The 14,637-nt window shown below is 73.9% G+C and carries 13 protein-coding genes; 12 read left to right on the forward strand and 1 reads right to left on the reverse strand.

Features of this window, described 5'->3' with window-relative positions:
• Window positions 1–323: 323 nt before the first annotated feature.
• The 7 genes from pyrR to pyrF are packed head-to-tail and all read left to right on the forward strand — an operon-like array spanning window position 324 to window position 9,434.
• Window positions 324–935 carry a bifunctional pyr operon transcriptional regulator/uracil phosphoribosyltransferase PyrR gene (gene pyrR, locus ACFQ8Y_RS22375; protein WP_430586789.1) on the forward strand — a complete coding sequence of 204 codons (612 nt, stop codon included), beginning with the start codon at window positions 324–326 and terminating at the stop codon, window positions 933–935.
• Window positions 932–1,990: an aspartate carbamoyltransferase catalytic subunit gene (locus ACFQ8Y_RS22380; RefSeq protein ID WP_430552629.1), complete on the forward strand. Its 1,059-nt coding sequence runs from the start codon at window positions 932–934 to the stop codon at window positions 1,988–1,990. Before pyrR ends, ACFQ8Y_RS22380 begins: the two co-directional genes overlap by 4 nt.
• Window positions 1,987–3,324 carry a dihydroorotase gene (locus tag ACFQ8Y_RS22385; RefSeq protein WP_430552630.1) on the forward strand — a complete coding sequence of 446 codons (1,338 nt, stop codon included), beginning with the start codon at window positions 1,987–1,989 and terminating at the stop codon, window positions 3,322–3,324. The genes ACFQ8Y_RS22380 and ACFQ8Y_RS22385 overlap by 4 nt, the downstream gene beginning before the upstream one ends.
• Window positions 3,321–3,863 carry a hypothetical protein gene (locus ACFQ8Y_RS22390; RefSeq protein ID WP_430586783.1) on the forward strand — a complete coding sequence of 181 codons (543 nt, stop codon included), beginning with the start codon at window positions 3,321–3,323 and terminating at the stop codon, window positions 3,861–3,863. Before ACFQ8Y_RS22385 ends, ACFQ8Y_RS22390 begins: the two co-directional genes overlap by 4 nt.
• A complete protein-coding gene (carA, locus tag ACFQ8Y_RS22395) occupies window positions 3,860–5,194 on the forward strand; it encodes a glutamine-hydrolyzing carbamoyl-phosphate synthase small subunit (RefSeq protein WP_430552632.1) in 1,335 nt (444 codons plus the stop codon). Before ACFQ8Y_RS22390 ends, carA begins: the two co-directional genes overlap by 4 nt.
• Window positions 5,194–8,568: a carbamoyl-phosphate synthase large subunit gene (gene carB, locus ACFQ8Y_RS22400; protein ID WP_430552633.1), complete on the forward strand. Its 3,375-nt coding sequence runs from the start codon at window positions 5,194–5,196 to the stop codon at window positions 8,566–8,568. Before carA ends, carB begins: the two co-directional genes overlap by 1 nt.
• The gene (gene pyrF / locus ACFQ8Y_RS22405) at window positions 8,565–9,434 is read left to right on the forward strand and encodes an orotidine-5'-phosphate decarboxylase (protein ID WP_430586784.1); all 870 of its coding nucleotides are present in this window, start codon (window positions 8,565–8,567) and stop codon (window positions 9,432–9,434) included. The genes carB and pyrF overlap by 4 nt, the downstream gene beginning before the upstream one ends.
• A gap of 67 nt (window positions 9,435–9,501) precedes the next feature.
• Here the strand turns inward: pyrF and ACFQ8Y_RS22410 are convergent, their stop codons facing one another.
• The gene (locus tag ACFQ8Y_RS22410) at window positions 9,502–10,287 is read right to left on the reverse strand and encodes a class I SAM-dependent DNA methyltransferase (RefSeq protein WP_430586785.1); all 786 of its coding nucleotides are present in this window, start codon (window positions 10,285–10,287) and stop codon (window positions 9,502–9,504) included.
• A 207-nt stretch (window positions 10,288–10,494) separates the two neighbouring features.
• Between ACFQ8Y_RS22410 and mihF the strand changes: the two genes are divergently transcribed.
• From mihF to metK, 5 genes are all read left to right on the forward strand, one after another.
• Window positions 10,495–10,806 carry an integration host factor, actinobacterial type gene (gene mihF, locus ACFQ8Y_RS22415; protein ID WP_380323750.1) on the forward strand — a complete coding sequence of 104 codons (312 nt, stop codon included), beginning with the start codon at window positions 10,495–10,497 and terminating at the stop codon, window positions 10,804–10,806.
• A gap of 76 nt (window positions 10,807–10,882) precedes the next feature.
• Window positions 10,883–11,527, forward strand: a complete 645-nt coding sequence (gmk, locus tag ACFQ8Y_RS22420) for a guanylate kinase (RefSeq protein WP_430586786.1) — start codon at window positions 10,883–10,885, stop codon at window positions 11,525–11,527.
• 92 nt (window positions 11,528–11,619) lie between these two features.
• Window positions 11,620–11,937, forward strand: coding sequence for a DNA-directed RNA polymerase subunit omega (rpoZ, locus tag ACFQ8Y_RS22425; RefSeq protein WP_430552637.1), 318 nt, complete (start codon window positions 11,620–11,622; stop codon window positions 11,935–11,937).
• A 55-nt stretch (window positions 11,938–11,992) separates the two neighbouring features.
• Window positions 11,993–13,240, forward strand: coding sequence for a bifunctional phosphopantothenoylcysteine decarboxylase/phosphopantothenate--cysteine ligase CoaBC (gene coaBC, locus ACFQ8Y_RS22430; protein ID WP_430586787.1), 1,248 nt, complete (start codon window positions 11,993–11,995; stop codon window positions 13,238–13,240).
• Between the two features lie 76 nt (window positions 13,241–13,316).
• Window positions 13,317–14,534, forward strand: a complete 1,218-nt coding sequence (gene metK / locus ACFQ8Y_RS22435) for a methionine adenosyltransferase (protein WP_430586788.1) — start codon at window positions 13,317–13,319, stop codon at window positions 14,532–14,534.
• Window positions 14,535–14,637 lie beyond the last annotated feature (103 nt).

The following is a 14,637-nucleotide window of genomic DNA, read 5'->3' on the forward strand; positions in this document are numbered from 1 at the left end:
GGGGGGGGGCGTGTTCACCACCCCCCCCCCTGCCTTTTCTCTCCCCCCCCCCCCCCCCCCCGGGCGGGGGCCCCCCCCCCCGGCGCCGGCCGCCCCCCCCCCCACCGCCTGTCCGTCGTTCGGGGACTCTCGTCCCGGGCTGTGTGACGCACGCCGCGCCCGCATCGTGGGCACGCCCGGTGGGCGCACGGAGGCGACGGGATAAGGTGGAGGCCGTCAGAACGACGCCCTGGGAGCCCGCCTCGAGGGGCACGAGAACCGACACCCTTTAACACCGTCCCGTGAGGCGGAGAAGGAGGTCGCCAGTGACTGCTGGCACCGGCATGCCCGGAACACCCGATCAGCCCGACGTCCCCGAGGGGACCGTCGTGCTCGGCGCGAGCGACGTCGCCCGCGCCCTCACCCGTATCGCGCACGAGATCGTCGAGCGCGCCAAGGGAGCCCAGGACGTGGTCCTGCTCGGTATCCCGACCCGCGGGGTCACCCTGGCCGCCCGCCTCGCGCAGCGGCTCGCGAGCATCGACCCCGCCTTCGACCCGGAGCGCGACCTCGGCGAGCTGGACGTCACGATGTACCGCGACGACCTGCGCCGCCAGCCCACCCGTGCGGTCGGCGTCACGCGGCTGCCCGCGGCCGGGATCGAGGGCAAGACCGTCGTCCTGGTCGACGACGTCCTCTTCTCCGGCCGCACGATCCGTGCCGCGCTCGACGCCATCGGCGACCTCGGCCGACCGCAGGCGGTGCGCCTCGCGTGCCTGGTGGACCGCGGTCACCGCGAGCTGCCGATCCGCCCCGACTTCGTGGGCAAGAACCTCCCCACCGCCCAGACGGAGCGGGTGCGCGTGCTGCTCGCGGAGGTGGACGGCTCGGACGCCGTGGTGATCAGCGGCCGCGAGCCCGGCGCCGCGACCCCGGGCGAGGGGGGCGACCGATGAGGCACCTGCTCTCCACCGCGGACCTGGCCAAGGACGAGGCGATCGAGCTCCTCGACACCGCCGCGCAGATGGCCGCGACGCAGTCCCGCGAGATCAAGAAGCTGCCGACGCTGCGCGGTCGCACCGTGGTGAACCTGTTCTTCGAGGACTCCACGCGTACCCGCATCTCGTTCGAGACGGCCGCCAAGCGGCTGTCCGCGGACGTCATCAACTTCTCGGCCAAGGGGTCGAGCGTCTCCAAGGGCGAGTCCCTCAAGGACACCGCGCTCACCCTGCACGCCATGGGCGCCGACGCCGTGGTGGTGCGGCACTGGGCCTCGGGAGCCCCGTACCAGCTCGCGCACGCCGGCTGGCTCGACGCGGCCGTGCTCAACGCCGGCGACGGCACGCACATGCACCCCACGCAGGCGCTGCTCGACGCCTACACGATCCGCCGCCACCTCGGCGGCCACGGCGGCGGCCTGCGCCGCGGAGGGGACGACGGCGTCGGCGCCGACCTCGCGGGCGTCAAGGTCGCGATCGTGGGCGACGTCCTGCACTCGCGCGTCGCCCGCGCCAACGTGTGGCTGCTGCGCACGCTCGGCGCCGAGGTGACGCTCGTCTCGCCGCCCACGCTGCTGCCGGTCGGGGTCGAGTCGTGGCCCTGCCGGACGTCCTACGACCTGGACGCCACGCTCGCCGACTGGCAGCCGGACGCCGTGATGATGCTCCGCGTGCAGCGCGAGCGGATGTCCGGCGGCGCGGGCGCGTTCTTCCCGAGCCCGCTGGAGTACACCCGCTACTTCGGCCTCGACGGTCGCCGCCTGGCGCTGCTGCCCGCGCACTCGATCGTCATGCACCCGGGCCCGATGAACCGCGGCCTGGAGATCTCCGCCGAGGCGGCCGACTCCGAGCGCGCCGTCATCGTCGAGCAGGTCGCCAACGGCGTCGCGGTGCGCATGGCCGCGCTCTACCTGCTGCTGTCCGGCACCTCCTCGTCCGCCTCCGTGCCCGCTCCTGTGCCCACATCTCTGCCCGCACCTGTCTCGAGCACCACCGAAGGGACCGCCCTGTGACCACGACCTATGTGCTGCGCGGGGCCCGTCCCCTCGGCGGCGAGCCCGCCGACGTCGTCCTCTCCGGCGGCGTGATCACCCAGGTGACGGCCCCCGGCGCCGCCGACGTCCCCGCCGGCGACGACGTCGTGGAGGTCGCCGCCGACGGGCACGTCCTGCTGCCCGGCCTGGTCGACCTGCACACGCACCTGCGCGAGCCGGGCCGCGAGGACGCCGAGACGGTCGCGTCCGGCACCCGTGCCGCGGCGGCCGGCGGCTTCACCGCGGTGCACGCCATGGCGAACACCTCGCCGGTCGCCGACACCGCCGGCGTCGTCGAGCAGGTGTGGCGCCTGGGCCAGGAGGCCGGCTGGGTCGACGTGCACCCGGTCGGTGCCGTCACCGTGGGCCTCGGCGGCGAGCGCCTCGCCGAGCTCGGCGCGATGGCCGACTCAGCCGCCCGCGTGCGGGTCTTCTCCGACGACGGCAAGTGCGTGCACGACCCGATCCTCATGCGTCGCGCGCTGGAGTACGTCAAGGCGTTCGACGGCGTCGTCGCGCAGCACGCGCAGGAGCCTCGCCTCACCGAGGGCGCCCAGATGAACGAGGGCGTCGTGTCCGCCGAGATCGGGCTGGCGGGGTGGCCCGCGGTCGCCGAGGAGGCGATCATCGCCCGCGACGTGCTGCTCGCCGAGCACGTCGGCTCACGGCTGCACGTGTGCCACCTGTCCACCGCCGGGTCCGTCGAGATCGTCCGGTGGGCCAAGGGCCGCGGCATCGACGTCACCGCCGAGGTGACGCCGCACCACCTGATCCTCACGGACGAGCTCGCCCGCACGTACGACCCCACGTACAAGGTGAACCCCCCGCTGCGCACGGCCGAGGACGTCGAGGCGGTGCGCGCCGGCCTCGCCGACGGCACCATCGACATCGTCGCCACCGACCACGCCCCGCACACCCGCGAGGACAAGGACTGCGAGTGGGGCGCCGCCGCGTTCGGCATGACCGGGCTGGAGACCGCCCTGTCGGTCGTGCAGCAGACCATGGTCGACACCGGCCGCCTCACCTGGGCCGACGTCGCGCGCGTCCTGTCGACCAACCCCGCCCGGATCGGCCGGGTCACCGATCACGGCCGACCGGTCGCGGTGGGCGAGCCCGCCAACCTCACGCTGGTCGACCCGGCCGCCGCCCGGACGGTCGACGGGGCCGCGCAGGCCACCGCGAGCGGGAACACGCCCTTCGCCGGGCGGGAGCTGCCCGGCCGCGTCGTGGCGACGTTCCTGCGCGGCCGCGCCACGGTGCTGGACGGCGCCCCGGTCGCCGCGCCGGTGGTCGGGCTCGGGGGCGCACGATGAACCTCCCCATGCCCGTGGCCGTCGGGATCTGGGTCGTGATCGGCGTCCTGCTCCTGCTCGTGATCCTCACGGGCCGGCGCCGGCTCGCCGCCCGCACCCGCGGCACCGTCCCCGTGCCCCCTGCCGTGCCCGAGGACCTCGGCGCCCTGCGTCTGGGCCCCCTCGACGCCACCTACGTCTCCTCCACGCTCGCGGGGGACTGGCTGGCCCGCGTCGGCGCGCACCACCTCGGCGACCGCTCCACCGCCCACGTGTCCGTGCACGACGCCGGCGTGCTCGTCGAGCGCGACGGCGCCCCGGACGTGTTCGCCCCCGTGGCCGCCCTGCGCGGCGTCGGCCTCGCCCCCGGCATGGCCGGCAAGTACGTCGGCGCCGACGGCCTGGTCGTCGTCACCTGGGAGGACCCGGAGGCGGACGGCGTGCCCGCCGTCGCCCTCGACACCGGCCTGCGCACCCGCCTCGCGCCCGACCGCTCCCGCCTGGTCGACGCCGTGCGCCACCTCATGACCTCCGCCCCCGCACCGAAGGACGAGCAGTGACCTCCAGCTCCCTGACCAGCCCTGTATCGAGCCCGGCACCGAGCCCGGTACCCAGCTCCGGGCCGGGCACCGCGCCCGCGCCGCACGCGGCACTCCTCGTCCTCGAGGACGGCACGGTCGCCCGCGGCCGCGCCTACGGGGCCCGCGGCGCGACCTTCGGCGAGATCGTGTTCTCCACCGGCATGACCGGCTACCAGGAGACCCTCACCGACCCCTCGTACCACCGGCAGATCGTCGTGATGACGGCCCCGCACGTCGGGAACACCGGCATCAACGACGAGGACCCGGAGTCCGGCAAGATCTGGGTCGCCGGCTACGTGCTGCGCGACCCCGCGCGCCGCGTGTCCTCCTGGCGCGCGGACCGCTCCCTCGAGGAGGAGCTCGCCGCCCAGGGGGTCGTGGGCATCAGCGACGTCGACACCCGCAAGCTCACGCGCCACCTGCGCGAGCTGGGCGTCATGCGCGCCGGGATCTTCTCCGGCGACGCGCTGGTGCGCGAGGTCGCTCCCGGCACGTTCGTGGAGCGGTCGCTGCCCGAGCTGGTCGCCGAGGTGCAGGCCTCCCCGCAGATGGCGGGCGCCAACCTGTCCCCGGAGGTCACGACCGACGAGGCGTACGTCGTCGAGCCGTCGGGCGAGTTCGCCGGGCAGGCCCCGCTCGCGACCGTCGTCGCCGTCGACCTCGGCATCAAGGCCATGACCCCCGCGCGTCTCGCGCAGCGGGGCGTGCGCGTGCACGTCGTGCCCCAGTCGGCCACGATCGCCGACATCGAGGCCCTGCTGCCGACCGACGGCTCGCCCACGGGCGTGTTCTTCTCGAACGGACCCGGCGACCCGTCGTCGGCCACGCACGAGATCGAGCTCCTGCGCGGGGTGCTGGACCGCGGCATCCCGTTCTTCGGCATCTGCTTCGGCAACCAGCTGCTGGGCCGCGCGCTCGGCTACGGCACCTACAAGCTCGGGTACGGCCACCGCGGCATCAACCAGCCCGTCATGGACCGCACCACCGGCAAGGTCGAGGTCACCGCGCACAACCACGGGTTCGCCGTCGACGCGCCCCTCGACGCGGTGTCGAGGGCGCCGCACGACGCCGAGCGCACCGACGGCCGCGCCTACGGGCGCGTCATCGTGTCCCACGTCGGCCTCAACGACCAGGTGGTCGAGGGGCTGACCGCTCTCGACGTGCCGGCCTTCTCCGTGCAGTACCACCCCGAGGCCGCCGCAGGCCCGCACGACAGCGCCTACCTCTTCGACCGCTTCGTCGAGCTCATGACGAGCCGCGAGCCCGTGACCGTCCCCGCCGCCACGCTGGCCGCGCTGAAGGAGAACTGATGCCCCGCCGTTCCGACCTCTCCTCCGTCCTGGTCATCGGCTCCGGCCCGATCGTCATCGGCCAGGCCTGCGAGTTCGACTACTCCGGCACGCAGGCCTGCCGCGTGCTCCGGGAGGAGGGCCTGCGGGTCATCCTCGTGAACTCGAACCCGGCCACGATCATGACCGACCCGGAGTTCGCCGACGCCACGTACGTCGAGCCGATCACCACCGAGGTCCTCACCACGATCATCGCCAAGGAGCGTCCCGACGCCCTGCTGCCCACCCTGGGCGGCCAGACGGCGCTCAACGCGGCCATCGCGCTCGACGAGGCCGGCGTCCTGGAGCAGTACGACGTCGAGCTGATCGGCGCGAACATCCCCGCCATCCAGAAGGGCGAGGACCGCCAGCAGTTCAAGGACGTCGTCGCCAAGTGCGGCGGCGAGTCCGCCCGCTCCGTCATCGTGCACACCGTGGACGAGGCGGTCGCGGCCTCCGCGGACCTCGGCTACCCGATGGTCGTGCGCCCGTCGTTCACCATGGGCGGCCTCGGCTCCGGCTTCGCGTACGACGAGCGCGAGCTGCGCCGCATCGTCGGGCAGGGCCTGCACTACTCGCCGACCACCGAGGTGCTCCTGGAGGAGTCCATCCTCGGCTGGAAGGAGTACGAGCTCGAGCTCATGCGGGACAAGGACGACAACGTCGTGGTCGTCTGCTCGATCGAGAACGTCGACCCGGTCGGCGTGCACACCGGCGACTCGGTCACGGTGGCGCCCGCGATGACGCTCACCGACCGCGAGTACCAGAAGCTGCGCGACATCGGCATCGCCGTCATCCGCGAGGTCGGCGTCGACACGGGCGGCTGCAACATCCAGTTCGCCGTCGACCCGGACACCGGGCGCATCATCGTCATCGAGATGAACCCGCGCGTGTCGCGCTCCTCGGCCCTCGCGTCGAAGGCGACGGGCTTCCCGATCGCGAAGATCGCGGCCAAGCTCGCCGTGGGCTACACGCTCGACGAGATCCCGAACGACATCACGCGCGTCACGCCGGCGAGCTTCGAGCCCACGCTCGACTACGTCGTCGTCAAGGTGCCCCGCTTCGCCTTCGAGAAGTTCCCGGCCGCGGACCCGACGCTCACCACGACCATGAAGTCGGTCGGCGAGGCCATGGCGCTGGGCCGCAACTTCACCGAGGCCCTCGGCAAGGCCCTGCGCTCGATCGACAAGGGCGGCGTCGCGTTCCACTGGGACGGCGCCGCGCCGTCCGGGGCGGAGCTGGACCAGCTTCTCGCCGAGATCGTGCGCCCCACGGAGCACCGCATGGTCGGCGTGCAGCAGGCGCTGCGTGCGGTCGTCGCCGGGCACACGACGCTCGAGGCGGTCTTCGACGCGACGAAGATCGACCCCTGGTTCCTCGACCAGATCCTGCTCATGAACGAGGTCGCCGCGGAGGTGGCCGCCGGCCCGACCCTCACCGAGGACGTGCTGCGCCGCGCCAAGCGGCACGGTCTGTCCGACGTGCAGGTCGCGCGCCTGCGCGGCATGGGTCCGGCGGGGGAGGCCACCGTCCGCGAGGTCCGACGGGCGCTCGGCGTCCGGCCCGTCTACAAGACGGTCGACACCTGCGCCGCCGAGTTCGCGGCCCGCACGCCGTACCACTACTCGTCCTACGACGAGGAGACCGAGGTGGCGCCGCGCGAGCGCGAGGCCGTGATCATCCTCGGGTCGGGCCCGAACCGGATCGGCCAGGGCATCGAGTTCGACTACTCGTGCGTGCACGCCGCCCTGACCCTCTCCGAGCGCTACGAGACGGTCATGGTCAACTGCAACCCGGAGACCGTCTCGACGGACTACGACACCTCGGACCGTCTCTACTTCGAGCCGCTGACGTTCGAGGACGTGCTCGAGGTCTACGAGGCCGAGCTCGCCGCGGGCCCCGTCAAGGGCGTCATCGTGCAGCTCGGCGGGCAGACGCCGCTCGCCCTCGCGCAGCGCCTCGCGGACGCCGGCGTGCCGATCCTCGGCACGTCGCCCGAGGCCATCGACGCCGCCGAGGACCGCGGCATCTTCGGCCAGGTCCTGCTCGACGCCGGCCTTCCGGCCCCCGCGTTCGGTACCGCCCGCTCGCTGGGCCAGGCGCGCGAGGTCGCCGAGACCATCGGCTACCCCGTCCTGGTGCGCCCGTCGTACGTGCTGGGCGGCCGCGGCATGGAGATCGTCTACTCCGCCGAGCAGCTCACCGAGTACGTGGAGCGGGCTCTCGAGGCGGCGGCCGCGGACGAGCGCACGGCGGGCGGCCTGCTGCCGGCGCCGCTGCTCATCGACCGCTTCCTCGACGACGCGATGGAGATCGACGTCGACGCCCTGTACGACGGCGAGGAGATGTTCCTCGGCGGCGTCATGGAGCACATCGAGGAGGCCGGCATCCACTCGGGCGACTCGGCCTGCGTGCTGCCCCCCGTGTCCCTCTCGACGGCCGAGATCGAGCGCATCCGCCGCTCGACCGAGGCGATCGCGAAGGGCGTCGGCGTGCGCGGCCTGCTCAACGTGCAGTACGCGCTCGTCTCGGACGTCCTGTACGTGCTCGAGGCCAACCCGCGCGCGTCGCGCACCGTCCCGTTCGTGTCCAAGGCGACGGGGACCTCGCTGTCCAAGGCGGCGGCCCGGGTCATGGTCGGCGAGTCGATCGCCGAGCTGCGCGCGGCGGGCGTCCTGCCTGCCGAGGGCGACGGCGGGACGCTCGACCTCGGGGCACCGATGGCCGTCAAGGAGGCCGTGCTGCCGTTCAAGCGGTTCCGCACCGCCGAGGGTCAGGTCGTCGACACGGTGCTCGGTCCGGAGATGCGCTCCACCGGCGAGGTCATGGGCTTCGACAAGGACTTCCCGCACGCCTTCGCGAAGTCGCAGGCCGCCGCGTTCGGCGGGCTGCCCACCGCGGGCCGGGTGTTCGTCTCCGTCGCGGACCGGGACAAGCGCTCGATCGTCTTCCCGGTGAAGCGCCTCGCGGAGCTGGGGTTCGAGGTGCTCGCCACGTCCGGCACGGCGCAGGTGCTGCGCCGCAACGGCATCGGCAGCACGGTGGTGCGCAAGTTCTCCCAGGGCCGTGGCGCCGACGGCGAGCCCACGATCGTGGACCTCATCACCGACGGCGAGGTCGACCTCGTGGTGAACTCGCCGTCCGGCCAGGGCGCGCGCGCCGACGGCTACGAGATCCGCGCGGCGACGACGGCGGCCGACAAGCCGATGATCACCACCGTCGACCAGCTCGCCGCGGCGGTGCAGGGCATCGAAGCGGTCCGCGGCGGCCCGTTCGACGTCGCGAGCCTGCAGGAGCACACGGCCGCGACGCACGAGCGGCTCGGGGTCGGGACGACGGCGGCGGTGTCGGCATGAGCGCCGCGCCGGTGCCGTTCGGCGCGCAGCTCGCCGCGGCGATGGACGCCCACGGGCCGCTGTGCGTGGGCATCGACCCGCACGCGTCGCTGCTGGCGGCGTGGGGGCTGGGCGACGACGCCGCGGGGGTGCGTGAGTTCGGGCTGCGCGTGGTGGACGCGCTCGGCGGGCGTGTGGCGGCCTTCAAGCCGCAGGCCGCGTTCTTCGAGCGGCACGGCTCGGCCGGCGTCGCCGCGCTGGAGGACGTGATCGCCGCGTCGCGGGCCGTCGGCACGCTGACGGTCGTCGACGCCAAGCGCGGCGACATCGGCTCGACGATGAGCGCGTACGCCGACGCGTTCCTGGCCGACGGCTCCCCGCTCGCGGGCGACGCGGTGACGGTGTCGCCGTACCTGGGCTTCGGCTCGCTGGCGCCGGCCGCCGAGCTGGCCGCCCGCACCGGGCGGGGGATCTTCGTGCTGTGCCTCACCTCCAACAAGGAGGGGCACGAGGTGCAGCACGCCGTCGGGCCCGACGGCGTGAGCGTCGCGGCGTCGGTCGCCGCCCAGGCGGCCGTGCTGAACGCCGGCGCCGTCGCCGAGGGGCTGCCGATGGGCTCGGTCGGCCTCGTCGTGGGCGCCACCGTCGGTGACGCCGCCCGGGAGACCGGGACGGACCTCGTGGCCGTGCACGGTCCGCTGCTGGCGCCCGGCGTGGGCGCGCAGGGCGCGGGGGAGCGGGAGCTCGCCTCGGCCTTCGGGGACGCCCGCCGCCAGGTGCTCGCGTCGTCCTCCCGGGGCGTCCTCGCCGCGGGGCCCGACGCCGACGGGCTGCGCGCCGCCGCGGCGTCGGCCGTCGCGGACGCCCGGGCGGCGCTGCGCCCCTGACGCCGCCCGTCCGCGCGAAGGGCCCGCACCCCTGACGGGGGCGGGCCCTTCGTCGTTCCCGGGCGGGTCAGACCGCGGCGAGCTGCCACACGGACACGTGCCGCTCGCTGTCGGCGGTGAACGGCGTGCGGTCCCAGCCCTCCCAGCGGTGCACCAGGCGCATCCCCGCGAGGCGCGCCATGAGGTCCAGCTCGGCCGGCCACACGTACCGGAACGGCAACCACCGGAACCGGCCGGAGCCGTCGGGCCCGACGGTCACGTGGTTCGACGTGAACCGCTGGGTGACCACGTCGAGCCGGTCGAAGCCCACGTACCCGCCGCCCGCCGCGTCCGGCGCGACGGTGAACGGCACGGTGTCCTGCCCGGGCGGCATGCGTCGCAGCGGCGGCACCCCGACCTCGACGACGAAGTACCCGCCGGGGCGCAGGTGCGCCGCGGCGGTGCGGAAGCAGTCCACCTGGCCGTCCTGCGTCGTGACGTTCCCGATGGTGTTGAAGACGAGGTACGCGACGGCGAACTCGCCGGGCACGCGGGCGCTCGTCATGTCACCGATCGTCACCTCGACGCGGTCGCCGCCCGGCTTGTCCGCGACGCGCGCCGCCATCGCCCGGGACAGCTCGATGCCGTGCACGGGCACGCCGCGCAGGGCGAGCGGCGCGGCGAGGCGGCCGGTGCCGACCGCGAGCTCGAGGGCGGCGCCGTCGCCCGCCAGGTCGGCGAGCACGTCGACCGTGCGCTCGACGACCGCCGGGTCGAACTCGTCGTCGGACGAGGCGTCGTAGGAGGCGGCGACGCTCTCGGGGAACCACCCGTCGTCGGCGGCGTCCGGGGTCTCGTGGGAGTCGGTCGGCATGACCCGACCGTAGGCCGCGGCGCACGGGCAGCAGGAGTCTTTTCCGGGCAGGCGCGCGACCTGCGACGATGTCGTGACCCGAATGCCGCTTTCCTCCCGGTCGCGCGGCGATCCGTCCTGCGCTACGGATTGCCGCCTTCGCAGGTCGTGGCTACTTTCGAGGGAGCAGTTCCCTCAACAGGCGGACCGACAGAGTAGGTGACTTGCGTGGCTCTCCCCCCTCTCACCCCGGAACAGCGTGCTGCGGCCCTCGAGAAGGCGGCCGAGGCTCGGCGCGTCCGCGCGGAGATCAAGAACCGGTTGAAGTACTCCCAGGGCTCCCTCAAGGACGTGATCGAGCAGGGGCAGAAGGACGACGTCGTGGGCAAGCTCAAGGTGGTCTCGCTGCTCGAGTCGCTCCCCGGGGTCGGTAAGGTGAAGGCCCGGGCGATCATGGAGGAGATCGGGATCGCCGAGACCCGCCGGGTCCGCGGCCTCGGGCCGCACCAGGCTTCGGCGCTCATCGAGAGGTTTGGCTGACATTTCCGCACCACCCGCCGGCCGTCCGGCATCGCAGGACTCCCTCGTCACCGCACCCGACAGCACACCTGTCGCCGTGCCCGCGGGAGCGACGCCGGCCCGCCTGACCGTGCTCGCCGGTCCGACGGCCGTCGGCAAGGGCACGGTCTCGGCCGACGTCCGCGCGCGCTACCCGCAGGTGTGGCTGTCCGTGTCGGCGACGACGCGGCCGCCGCGCCCCGGTGAGGTGCACGGCGTGCACTACCTGTTCGTGTCGCCCGAGGATTTCGACCGGATGGTCGCCGAGGGGCAGATGCTCGAGTGGGCGGTGGTGCACGGCCGGCACCGGTACGGCACGCCCCGCGGCCCGGTCGAGGAGCACCTCGCCGCCGGCGTGCCCACCCTGCTGGAGATCGACCTGCAGGGGGCGCGGCAGGTACGGGAGGCCGTCACGGCGATGGGCCTCGCCGCGCAGTTCGTCTTCCTCGCCCCGCCGAGCTTCGACGAGCTGGTGCGGCGTCTGGTGGGCCGTGGCACGGAGGACGCCGAGGAGCGCGAGCGGCGCCTGCGCACGGCGCGGACGGAGCTCGCCGCCGAGGCCGAGTTCGACGTGACGATCGTCAACGACGACGTCACCCACGCCACGGACCGGCTCGCGCGGGTCATGGGCGTGACGTCCGCCGCACCCCGGGTCGCGCTGGAGGACGCCGGGCTTGGGGGGTCCGGGCCCGAGCGCGGGTAGGATGGACCGCTGACCCCCTGACGTCTCGTCACCGCGGCTGTCAGCGAACCCGTCACCGAACTTTGTCTCAACGTTTGTCTGGAGTGTGACCCATGGCCGGAACCGTGGCCCAGCCCATCGGCATCACCGACCCGCCCATCGACGAGCTGCTCGAGCGCACCGACTCGAAGTACGGCCTCGTGCTGTACGCGTCCCAGCGCGCCCGTCAGATCAACGCCTACTACTCGCAGCTCAACGAGGGCCTGCTGGAGAACGTGGGCCCGCTGGTCGAGACCCGCAACCAGGAGAAGCCGCTCTCCATCGCCATGCGCGAGATCAACGAGGGCCTGCTCACCTCGACGCCGGTCGAGGAGAAGCCCGCGGCCGCCGCAGAGCCGGTCGTCGAGCCCGGCGACGAGATCACCTTCTGACGGCCTGACGCCGGTCGGCGACCGGCGTCACCCTGCGGCGACGAGGTAGCGCGCGATGAGGATCCTGCTCGGCGTCAGCGGCGGCATCGCCGCGTACAAGGCCGTGCTGCTGCTGCGGCTGCTGCGCGAGGAGGGGCACACGGTCCGGGTCGTCCCGACCGCGTCCGCCCTGCGCTTCGTCGGCGCGCCGACGTTCGAGGCGCTGTCCGGCGAGCCCGTCACGGACGAGGTCTTCGAGGACGTCGCGCACGTCCCGCACGTGGCGCTCGGCCAGGGCGCCGACCTCGTCGTCGTCGCCCCCGCGACGGCCGACCTGCTCGCCCGGGCGGCGACCGGCCGGGCCGACGACCTCCTCACCTCGACGCTCCTCACCGCACGCTGCCCGGTCGTGATGGCCCCCGCGATGCACACCGAGATGTGGGAGCACCCCGCCACGCGCGCGAACGTGGCGACGCTGCGCGAGCGCGGCGTCACGGTGATCGAGCCGGCGAGCGGCCGCCTCACCGGCGCGGACACCGGGCCGGGGCGGTTGCCCGAGCCGGAGGAGATCGCCCGCGTGGCCCTCGCGGCCGCGACGGGCGCGGGCGCCGCGGAGACCGTGGGCGGGCACCACGGGGACCTGTCCGGCCGCACCGTCGTCGTCTCCGCGGGCGGCACCCGCGAGCCGATCGACCCCGTGCGCTTCATCGGCAACCGGTCCAGCGGGCGCCAGGGCGCCGCGCTGGCGGAGGCCGCGCGCGCCCGCGGCGCCCACGTCACGCTCGTGGCCGCGAACCTGGACGACGCCGTGTGCGAGGCCGCCCGGGCGGCAGGCGTCGTCGTCGTGCCGGTGGAGACCACGGCCGAGCTGCGCGACGCGGTGCGCGCGGGCGCCTCGGACGCGGACGTCGTCGTGATGGCCGCGGCGGTCGCCGACTTCCGCCCGGCCGACGTGCCGGACGCCAAGATCAAGAAGGTGCCGGGCTCGGGCCCGGCGCCGATCACGCTCGTGGAGAACCCCGACGTGCTCGCCGAGCTCGCGCACGACCGGCTGCGCCCCGGCCAGCTCGTCGTCGGCTTCGCGGCCGAGACGGGCGACTCCGACGGCTCCGTGCTCGAGCACGGGCGCCGCAAGGCCCTGCGCAAGGGCGCGGACCTGCTCGCGGTGAACGCGGTCGGCTCCGGGCGCGGCTTCGGCGCCCCCACCAACGCCGTGACGGTGCTCGACGGCACCGGCGACGTCGTGACCGAGGCCGCGGGATCGAAGCGCGAGGTCGCCGACGCCATCTGGGACGTCGTGGCGAAGACGTTGCCCGGCATCTGAGATTCACCCCAGCATGTGAGACATTTCCTGCCGCGAGGGCCTGGTCGGGCGCCCCGCTGCCCGTAGGCTGTCCGCCATGACCGATGCGCTGCGCCTCTTCACGTCCGAGTCCGTGACCGAGGGCCACCCGGACAAGGTGTGCGACCAGATCTCCGACGCGATCCTGGACGCGCTGCTGGCGCAGGACCCCCGCTCGCGCGTGGCGGTGGAGACGATGGTGACCACGGGGCTCGTGCACGTGGCGGGCGAGGTCACCACGGACGCGTACGTCGAGATCCCGCAGATCGTGCGCGAGGTGGTGCGCCGCATCGGCTACACCTCGTCGGCGATCGGGTTCGACGGCGACTCCTGCGGCGTGTCCGTGTCGATCGGGCAGCAGTCGCCCGACATCGCGCAGGGCGTCGACAAGAGCCTGGAGGAGCGCGACGACGCCTCCGGTCCGGGCCTCGACCGCGACCCCCTCGACGCGCAGGGCGCCGGCGACCAGGGCCTCATGTTCGGGTACGCCACGGACGAGACCCCGTCCCTGATGCCGCTGCCCATCTGGACGTCGCACCGGCTCGCCGAGCGCCTGTCGGCCGTGCGCCGGTCGGGGGAGCTGCCCGGGCTGCGCCCCGACGGCAAGACCCAGGTGACGGTCGCGTACGACGGCGACCGGCCGGTGCGGATCGACACCGTCGTGCTGTCCACGCAGCACGACGCCGACATCGTGCAGGAGAAGCTGCAGCGCGAGGTCGCCGACGTCGTCATCGCCCCCGTGCTGGCCCAGGTGGCCCAGGAGACCGGCGTCGAGACGTCCCACGCGCGCCTCATCGTCAACCCGACCGGCAAGTTCGTCGTCGGCGGGCCGCAGGGAGACGCGGGACTCACCGGCCGCAAGATCATCGTCGACACCTACGGCGGGATGGCCCGCCACGGCGGCGGCGCCTTCTCCGGCAAGGACCCGTCGAAGGTCGACCGCTCCGCCGCGTACGCCATGCGCTGGGTCGCGAAGAACGTCGTCGCCGCGGGGCTCGCGCGCCGGTGCGAGGTGCAGGTCGCGTACGCGATCGGCAAGGCGCACCCGGTCGGGCTGTACGTGGAGACGTTCGGCACCGAGACCGTGCCCACCGAGCGGATCGCCGCCGCCATCGAGAGCGTCTTCGACCTGCGCCCCGCCGCGATCATCCGCGACCTCGACCTGCTGCGCCCCGTGTACGCGGCGACCGCCGCCTACGGGCACTTCGGGCGCGACCTGCCGGGGTTCACGTGGGAGCGGACGGACCGCGTCGAGGCGCTGCGCGCCGCGGTCTGATCCGCCTTTCGCGCCTCAGGTCGCGGCCGCGTGGCGGGATGCTTCCTTCGCGCGGACGCGTTCACGGGCGCCAGGGCGCCCTCCACTTCGGGAGGGATACGTC

It is taken from the genome of Isoptericola sp. NPDC056605 (assembly GCF_042792795.1).
In the GTDB taxonomy this organism is placed as follows: domain Bacteria; phylum Actinomycetota; class Actinomycetes; order Actinomycetales; family Cellulomonadaceae; genus Isoptericola.

Bases quoted from the DNA above. Each gene is read 5' to 3' on its own strand.
- pyrR (WP_430586789.1), top strand. From the start codon at position 324: ATGCCCGGAACACCCGATCAGCCCGACGTCCCCGAGGGGACCGTCGTG.
- ACFQ8Y_RS22380 (WP_430552629.1), top strand. From the start codon at position 932: ATGAGGCACCTGCTCTCCACCGCGGACCTGGCCAAGGACGAGGCGATC.
- ACFQ8Y_RS22390 (WP_430586783.1), top strand. From the start codon at position 3,321: ATGAACCTCCCCATGCCCGTGGCCGTCGGGATCTGGGTCGTGATCGGC.
- carB (WP_430552633.1), top strand. From the start codon at position 5,194: ATGCCCCGCCGTTCCGACCTCTCCTCCGTCCTGGTCATCGGCTCCGGC.
- pyrF (WP_430586784.1), top strand. From the start codon at position 8,565: ATGAGCGCCGCGCCGGTGCCGTTCGGCGCGCAGCTCGCCGCGGCGATG.
- ACFQ8Y_RS22410 (WP_430586785.1), bottom strand. From the start codon at position 10,287: ATGCCGACCGACTCCCACGAGACCCCGGACGCCGCCGACGACGGGTGG.
- rpoZ (WP_430552637.1), top strand. From the start codon at position 11,620: ATGGCCGGAACCGTGGCCCAGCCCATCGGCATCACCGACCCGCCCATC.
- coaBC (WP_430586787.1), top strand. From the start codon at position 11,993: ATGAGGATCCTGCTCGGCGTCAGCGGCGGCATCGCCGCGTACAAGGCC.
- metK (WP_430586788.1), top strand. From the start codon at position 13,317: ATGACCGATGCGCTGCGCCTCTTCACGTCCGAGTCCGTGACCGAGGGC.